Annotated in this window: 4 protein-coding genes; 1 reads left to right on the top strand and 3 read right to left on the bottom strand. The window is 76.2% G+C overall.

What is annotated here, in order from left to right; genetic code table 11:
* The 3 genes from ICW40_RS18800 to lgt form a co-directional block, all read right to left on the bottom strand.
* Positions 1 to 1,314: MFS transporter (locus tag ICW40_RS18800; RefSeq protein ID WP_221655522.1), on the bottom strand; the 1,314-nt coding region annotated here is incomplete at its 3' end.
* A complete protein-coding gene (locus ICW40_RS21675; protein ID WP_221655521.1) occupies positions 1,311 to 3,947 on the bottom strand; it encodes a helix-turn-helix transcriptional regulator in 2,637 nt (878 codons plus the stop codon). The genes ICW40_RS21675 and ICW40_RS18800, both read right to left, overlap by 4 nt.
* An 11-nt stretch (positions 3,948 to 3,958) precedes the next feature.
* Entirely contained in the window at positions 3,959 to 4,885 is a 927-nt protein-coding gene (lgt, locus tag ICW40_RS18790) for a prolipoprotein diacylglyceryl transferase (RefSeq protein ID WP_308121911.1), read from the bottom strand.
* A 127-nt stretch (positions 4,886 to 5,012) separates the two neighbouring features.
* Between lgt and ICW40_RS18785 the strand changes: the two genes are divergently transcribed.
* Positions 5,013 to 6,503, top strand: a complete 1,491-nt coding sequence (locus ICW40_RS18785; protein WP_221655520.1) for a CoA-acylating methylmalonate-semialdehyde dehydrogenase — start codon at positions 5,013 to 5,015, stop codon at positions 6,501 to 6,503.
* The last annotated feature ends 367 nt before the right edge of the window (positions 6,504 to 6,870 follow it).

The raw sequence follows: 6,870 nt of genomic DNA, 5'->3' as shown, positions 1-6,870 counted from the left end.
GGGGACGGGCGACCCGCCCGTCCCCCGCGTCGGTGCGGGGATCCGCACGCTGACCCAGACGGCCGCGCACGCCACGGCCACCGCGGTCACGAAGAGCGCGGGGTAGCCGGCGGTCCCGACGAGCGCGGCCGCGAGTGCGGGCGCGAGGGTCTGCGGCACGTTCGTCGCCACGTTGTAGACGCCCAGGTCGCGCCCCGCGGTCGCCGAGCCCTGCGGCATCGCCTCGGTCGCGAGCGCCGTGCCGCACGCGGTGAAGGCACCGAACGCCAGGCCCTTGAGGCCCGCGAACACCGCCATCCCCGCCACGGTCGGCACGAGGAGCGGGACGAGGAGCGCGACGGCGAGCAGCCCCGACGCAGCGGCCAGGAACACGCGGCGGTCGCCGATGCGGTCGCTCCACCACCCGCAGACGACCGCGCCGACGAGGATGGCGACGAGCGTGCCGACCGTGAGCAGCACGAGCACGGCGTCGGCCCGCTCCTCGGGCACGCCGACGTGGTCGACCAGCACGTAGAGCTGGAACGTGTAGACGAGCTGGTACGCCAGCACGAACAGCAGGCGCGCGACGAAGCCGCGCGTGAACGCCGGCTCGCGCCGGACGGCGTCGGCCGCGCGTCGCGCCGCGGTCGTCCACCGCTCACGTGGCGCGCTCCGCCCCGCGAGGGTCGGCGGACCGCCGGGTCGGAAATGCGGGCGGTCCCGGTCGAGCGCGACGTAGGCGAGGACCGCCGCGAGCACGGCGACGGCGAGGACGGTGTAGACGTCGTCCGGCCGGTCGCCGCGACCGCCCGCCGTCACGACGCCCACCGCACCGCCCAGGACGGCCGCGAAGCCCAGCACCGCGAACACCGTTCCCCGCCGCTCGGGCGGCACCTGGTCGGGCACCGCGGCGGCCGCCGCGACGTCCACGCCGTTGAGGCTGAACTGCGCGAAGGCCCACAGCACCACGAGCGCGGGCAGGGTCTGCGCCGCCCCGAGCGCGACGAGCAGCGCAGCGGCGACCGCCCCGCAGCCCAGCATCCACGGCGACCGGCGGCCGAACCTGCCCCCCGTCCGGTCGCTCAGCGTCCCGATCAGCGGCTGCGCCAGCAGCGTCAGCGCGAACGACGTCGTCGTCACGACGGCGAGGTTGGCCACCTTGGCGTCGGGGTCGACGGCCGCGACCTGCCCGGGCAGCAGCACCACGAGCACGGCCGCGTACGTCGCCGCGAGCGCGAGGCCCACCGCCGAGAGCGACGGCACGAGGCGGCGCAGGCCTGCCGTTCGCCCGCTCGGGGTGCTCGCGTCGGTGGACGGCGCCGCGCCGGACGTCATGCGTGCTCGTCGCCCCGGCCCTCGGCCGCAGCGACGGGGCCGCCGTCGCCGTCCGGGCCGACGGGCAGCGCGCCGAGGCGCCGGGCAGCGGCGAGGGCCGTCTCGCGCGAGTTCGCGCCGAGCTTGCGGTACAGCGTGCGCAGCTGCGACTTCACCGTGTGCGTCGAGACCTGCAGGTCTCCCGCGATGTCGCTCGCCGACCCGGTCCGGGTGAGCGCCTCGAGCACGACGCGCTCGCGCGGCGTCAGGAGGGGGACGCCGGCGCTGTCCGGGACGACGTCCGGGAACGGGCCGCCCGAGAGCACCCGTGACGCCGTGGCGAGCCCGTGGTCCCGGGCGAGGCGGTCGAACGCGCGGCGGTCCCGCTCGCGCACGAGCACGAGCGGCAGCCGGAGCCCGTGCACCTCGAGGAGCGCGGCGGCGCGCGCCAGGGCGTCCGCCGCATCCTGCTCGCGCCCGAGCTCCGCGAGGACGGCGGCCTCCAGGACGGCGTGCTCGGCGCGCGTCCGGACCCGCGTGGCGGGCCGGTCGGCGACCCGGGCGAGCGTCGCGAGCGCCTTGTCCGGCAGCCCGCCGACGAGCTGGGCACGCGCGAGCGCGACGGCCGTGGCCGGGTCCCCCGCGGTCTCGGCCGGACCGCTCAGCGCGGTGTGCACCTGACCCGCGGCGACGAGCAGCAGCGAGCGCGTCACGTCGAGCTCCTGCGCGCGCAGCGGCGTCGTCGACCGGCGCTCGGCCTGCAGGCGGCGGGTCGCGTCGAACCGCTCGAGCGCGGCGTCCGGGCGGCCCGCCACGAGGTCGGTGATCGCCTGCACGCGCGCGACGAGCGGCCAGTGCTCGATCGTCTCGACGTGCGGCGCGAAGGCGTCGAGGTGCTCCTGCGCGCGCTCGGCGTCGAGGTCCTCGAGCGCCAGGCACGCCTCCGCGAGCCGGTACATGGAGCCCATGTAGCCGTCCCGCCAGCCCTCGGGCCACGTCCGCCCGCGCGCGTCCGCGACGAGCGTCCGGGCACGCCCCACGTCGCCGACCAGCGCGTGCGTGCCGGCGAGGCACGCGAGGTTGTGCAGGCCCGCCGTCGGCTGAGGGGCCGCGCTGAGGCCCAGCTGGAACTGGGCGACGGCGTCGTCGTACCGGGCCGTGTACAGGAAGGCCAGGCCGATCTGCGCGTGGGCGACGGGCAGCAGGTCGCGCAGCTCGGTGCGGTCGGCGAGCGGGAGCTCCGCGACGAGCCGCGCGAGCGCCCGGGCGGCGTGCAGCAGGGCGCGCCGCTGCCCGGTGAGCCGCAGTGCCACGAGCTCGACGAGCCGGAGCCGGACCTGGTCCGCCGCCGAGGCGCGCGACCGGTGCAGGCGGGCGGCGGCGACCGCGAGGCCGAAGAGTGCCGCGGCCTGTCGGCGCCGGTGCCGGTCGGCGTTCTCCGTGATCGCGAGGTAGAAGAGCGCGAAGGGGTGACGGCGCAGGCGGTGCACCGCCACGGTGCTCAGCACGGGCCGCACCTGCCCCGCGTGCAGGCTCATGAGGTCGTACCAGTGCCGGGCGATGACCGCGGAGACCAGGTCGAGGTCGTCGGCGTCCACCGCGGCCTCGAGCGCCTCGAGCGGCCGCCGGTGGTCGTGGCACCAGAGGGCGACGCGGCGACGCACCTCGGCGTACCCCTGGGGGTCCGCCGTGCGCATCGCCTGCCGGACCACGTGGCGCACCACGGTCGTGTACCGGAACACGGCACCGCCGTCGCCGCCCGACCACGTGCCGAGGCCGCGCTCGGCCACGGTGTCCAGCAGGTCCCCGGCCCCCGCGTCGCCCGTCAGCTCGGCGGCGAGCTCGTGGGTCAGCGAGTCCGCCGCCGCGGTGAGGCGCACGAGCTGCTGCGTGCCGGGGTCGAGGGCCGACATGAGCGAGGCGACCAGCCGGGACAGGGCCGCGGTCGGGTCACCGAGGTCCGCCGTCGTCCGCGCGAGCTGGACGACGCGCGTCGCGAGGGGCAGCCCGCCCGTCGCGCGGTGCACCGCGCGCGCCTCGTCCGGCGGGACGTCGAGCATCGCGGCCGTCTCGGCCACGTCGAGGGCGAGCGCGTCGTCGGGCACCACTGTCACGTCGACCTGCAGCCGCACGTCGGGCGACTCGAAGGTGTCGCCACCACGCACGGCGACGACCACGCGCAGCCCGGGCAGCGTCGCGGCGAGCGCCACGAGGTCCGAGGCGGTCGACGCCTCGAGCCGGTCGGCACCGTCGACGACGAGCACGAGCGGTCCGAGCTGGCCGAGCGCCCGGCGCATGAGCGCCGGCAGGTCACGCGTCTCGCGCAGCGCCTCGACGCCGTGCGCGAGGACGTGCTCGGGCTGCACCCAGCCCGCGTCGTCGAGCACCTCGACCACGTGCGCCCACAAGGCCGTCCGCGCGACCCGGCCCGAGTCGACGTCGACCCACGCGCGGCGGGGGGCGGCGGACGACGTCCACGCCCACTCGGCGAGCAGGACCGTCTTCCCGCCACCCGCGGGCGCGCGCACCACGGTGAGCGGCGCACCGTCGTCGAGCGCGGCGACGAGTCGCGGTCTGGGCACGAGCCACGACGGCAGGCGCGGCGCCCCGTGCACGAGGGCGTCGTCGGCGCTCTCGTCCCTGGTCCGGCCCACGGTCGACAAGACTAGGTCGGCTCCGCCGAGGTCGTCGCCGGGACGGGCTCGCGGCCCGGGACGTGCACGGACGTCTCCGGCTCCGGGTGCTGCCGCCCGCGGACCACGATGATCGCGACACCGAGCGCGACCGCGGCCAGGGCGCCCCAGACGTTGGCCGGCAGGCCGAGCGGGGCGACGCTCGTCGGGTCGATCCGCAGCATCTCGAGCCAGACGCGGGCAGCGCCGTACCAGACGAGATACAGCCCGAACGCCCGGCCCCAGCGGAGCCGGAAGCGCCGCTCCAGCACGAGGACCACCGCGACGCCGAGCAGGTTCCAGAGCATCTCGTAGAGGAACAGCGGGTGGAAGAGCGTGCCCACGGGCAGGTCCGCCGGGAACGCGGGGTTGCTCGCGGGGATCTCGAGCCCCCAGGGCAGTGTCGTCGGGCTGCCGAAGAGCTCGTGGTTGAACCAGTTGCCGAGGCGCCCGATCGCCTGCGCCAGGAGCATCGCGGGCGCGAGCGCGTCGGCGAACGACCAGAAGCGGATCCCGGCGCGGCGGCACCCGATGTACGCGCCCACCGCCCCGCCGAGCAGCGACCCGAGGATCGCGATGCCGCCCTCCCATACGTACAGGACGCTCAGCGGGTCCTTGCCTGCGCCGACGTAGTCCCCGATGTGGGTGAGCACGTGGTAGATCCGGGCGCCGACGATGCCGAACGGCACCGCCCACATCACGATGTCCAGGACCGCGCCCTCGTGGCCGCCCCGCGCGGTCAGGCGACGCGAGGTGAGCCACACCGCGGCCACGATCCCGACCAGGAGGCACAGGGCGTACGTCCGGAGGGTCAACGGACCCAGGGAGAACGAGGCGAGGGCCGGGTCGGGGCTCGGGATGCCGAGGAGCGCGCCCCGGCCCTGCGGGAGGAGTGCGGCCAGCGGCAGGTGATCGGTCACGCGCCGATGGTCGCAGGTCGGCGAGCAGGTCCGGGAGACCGGACGTGCTCACCCCCGCGTCGCTGGTCGCCGCTCGGGCGAGCGAAACCGTAGCCATGCCGCGGTGCGACCACCGATACTGCGGGTCATGACGCTGGTCAACCACTGGATCGATGGAGCGGAGTGGGCGGCCGCGCCGACGCGTACCGCGCCCGTGCACGACCCGGCGACCGGTCGGGAGTCGGGTCGGGTGGCGCTCGCGGACCGGGCGACGGTCGACCTGGCCGTCGCGCGCGCCGCCGCGGCGGCGTCGGAGTGGCGCCGGTCGTCGCTGAGCACCCGGACGCGCGTCCTGTTCGCGTTCCGGCACCTCCTCGCGACGCACACCGAGGAGCTGGCCGCCGTCATCACGGCGGAGCACGGCAAGGTGCTCGCCGACGCGGCCGGCGAGGTGCAGCGCGGGCTCGAGGTGGTCGAGTTCGCGTGCGGCATCCCGCACCTGCTCAAGGGCGGGCACTCCGAGGGGGTCTCGACCGGGGTCGACGTGCACTCCGTCCGCCAGCCGCTCGGGGTCGTGGCCGTGATCTCGCCGTTCAACTTCCCCGCCATGGTCCCGCTGTGGTTCGTGCCGGTCGCAATCGCCGCCGGCAACGCCGTCGTCCTCAAGCCGAGCGAGAAGGACCCGTCGGCCGCGATGGTGATGGCCCGGCTGTGGCGCGAGGCCGGCCTGCCGGACGGCGTGCTGACCGTCCTGCACGGCGACCGCGAGGCCGTCGACGGCCTGCTCACGCACCCCGACGTGCGGGCCGTCTCGTTCGTCGGCTCGACCCCCGTGGCGCGCCACGTCTACGAGACCGCGACGGCGCACGGCAAGCGCGTGCAGGCGCTCGGCGGCGCCAAGAACCACATGCTCGTGCTGCCCGACGCCGACCTCGACCTCGCCGCCGACGCCGCGGTCAACGCCGGGTTCGGCTCGGCCGGCGAGCGCTGCATGGCGATCTCGGCCGTGGTCGCGGTCGAGCCCGTGGCCGACGCGCTCGTCGCCAGGATCGCGAAGCGGATCGGCGACCTGCGCACGGGCGACGGGCGGCGCGGCTGCGACATGGGCCCGCTCGTCACCGCCGAGCACCGCGACCGCGTCGTCGGCTACGTCGGTGCGGGCGTCGACGCCGGGGCGGACCTCGTCGTGGACGGCCGCCTCGTCGAGCCCGACGGCGACCCGGACGGCTACTGGCTCGGGCCGACCTTGTTCGACCGCGTCCGGGCGGACATGTCGATCTACACCGACGAGATCTTCGGCCCCGTGCTCTCGGTCGTCCGCGTCGCGAGCTACGACGAGGGCCTCGCGCTCATCAACGCCAACCCGTACGGCAACGGCACCGCGATCTTCACGAACGACGGCGGCGCGGCCCGGCGCTTCGAGGTCGAGGTCGAGGTCGGCATGGTCGGCGTCAACGTGCCGATCCCCGTGCCGATGGCCTACTACTCGTTCGGCGGCTGGAAGGCGTCGCTCTTCGGCGACAGCCACGCGCACGGCGCCGACGGCGTCCACTTCTTCACGCGCGGCAAGGTCGTCACGACGCGCTGGCTCGAGCCCAGCCACGGCGGCGTCGACCTCGGCTTCCCGACCCACCGCTGACCGACGCGGGCCCGCTGCTCCCTCGACGCACTCCAGGCTCGACCCACTCCAGGGCGTGCGGCGCACGGGGCCGGTGGGACTGATGACTGCTCCCACGAGACGACTCCTGCCCCGTCGGACACATGCGCCGCACATCTCAGGGCGGGCGCGCGGTGGGCGCCGCTAACGGGACCGCCCATGCCCGGTGGCGGCGTCGGTGCGGCCCGGGTCAGTCCGCGCGGTGGCGCGGGGCGCGCGCGGGGACGCCGTCGGTGGCCGGGTCGGGCGGCACCTGGACGCCGAACACCGCCTCGACCGCGTCGCGGTACTCCGCGTGCCGGCCGGTCCGGGCGTGCTCGCGGGCCCGCACGGCGGGCGTGTGCAGCAT

Origin of the sequence: Actinotalea ferrariae (genome assembly GCF_019733465.1) — a bacterium.
GTDB lineage: Bacteria > Actinomycetota > Actinomycetes > Actinomycetales > Cellulomonadaceae > Actinotalea > Actinotalea ferrariae_A.
The sequence above is the reverse complement of the archived record's forward strand: the minus strand, read 5'-3'. Positions and strand labels throughout refer to the sequence as shown.

Excerpts from the sequence above, each read along its gene's own strand:
- ICW40_RS18785 (WP_221655520.1), top strand. The coding sequence starts at position 5,013 with ATGACGCTGGTCAACCACTGGATCGATGGAGCGGAGTGGGCGGCCGCG.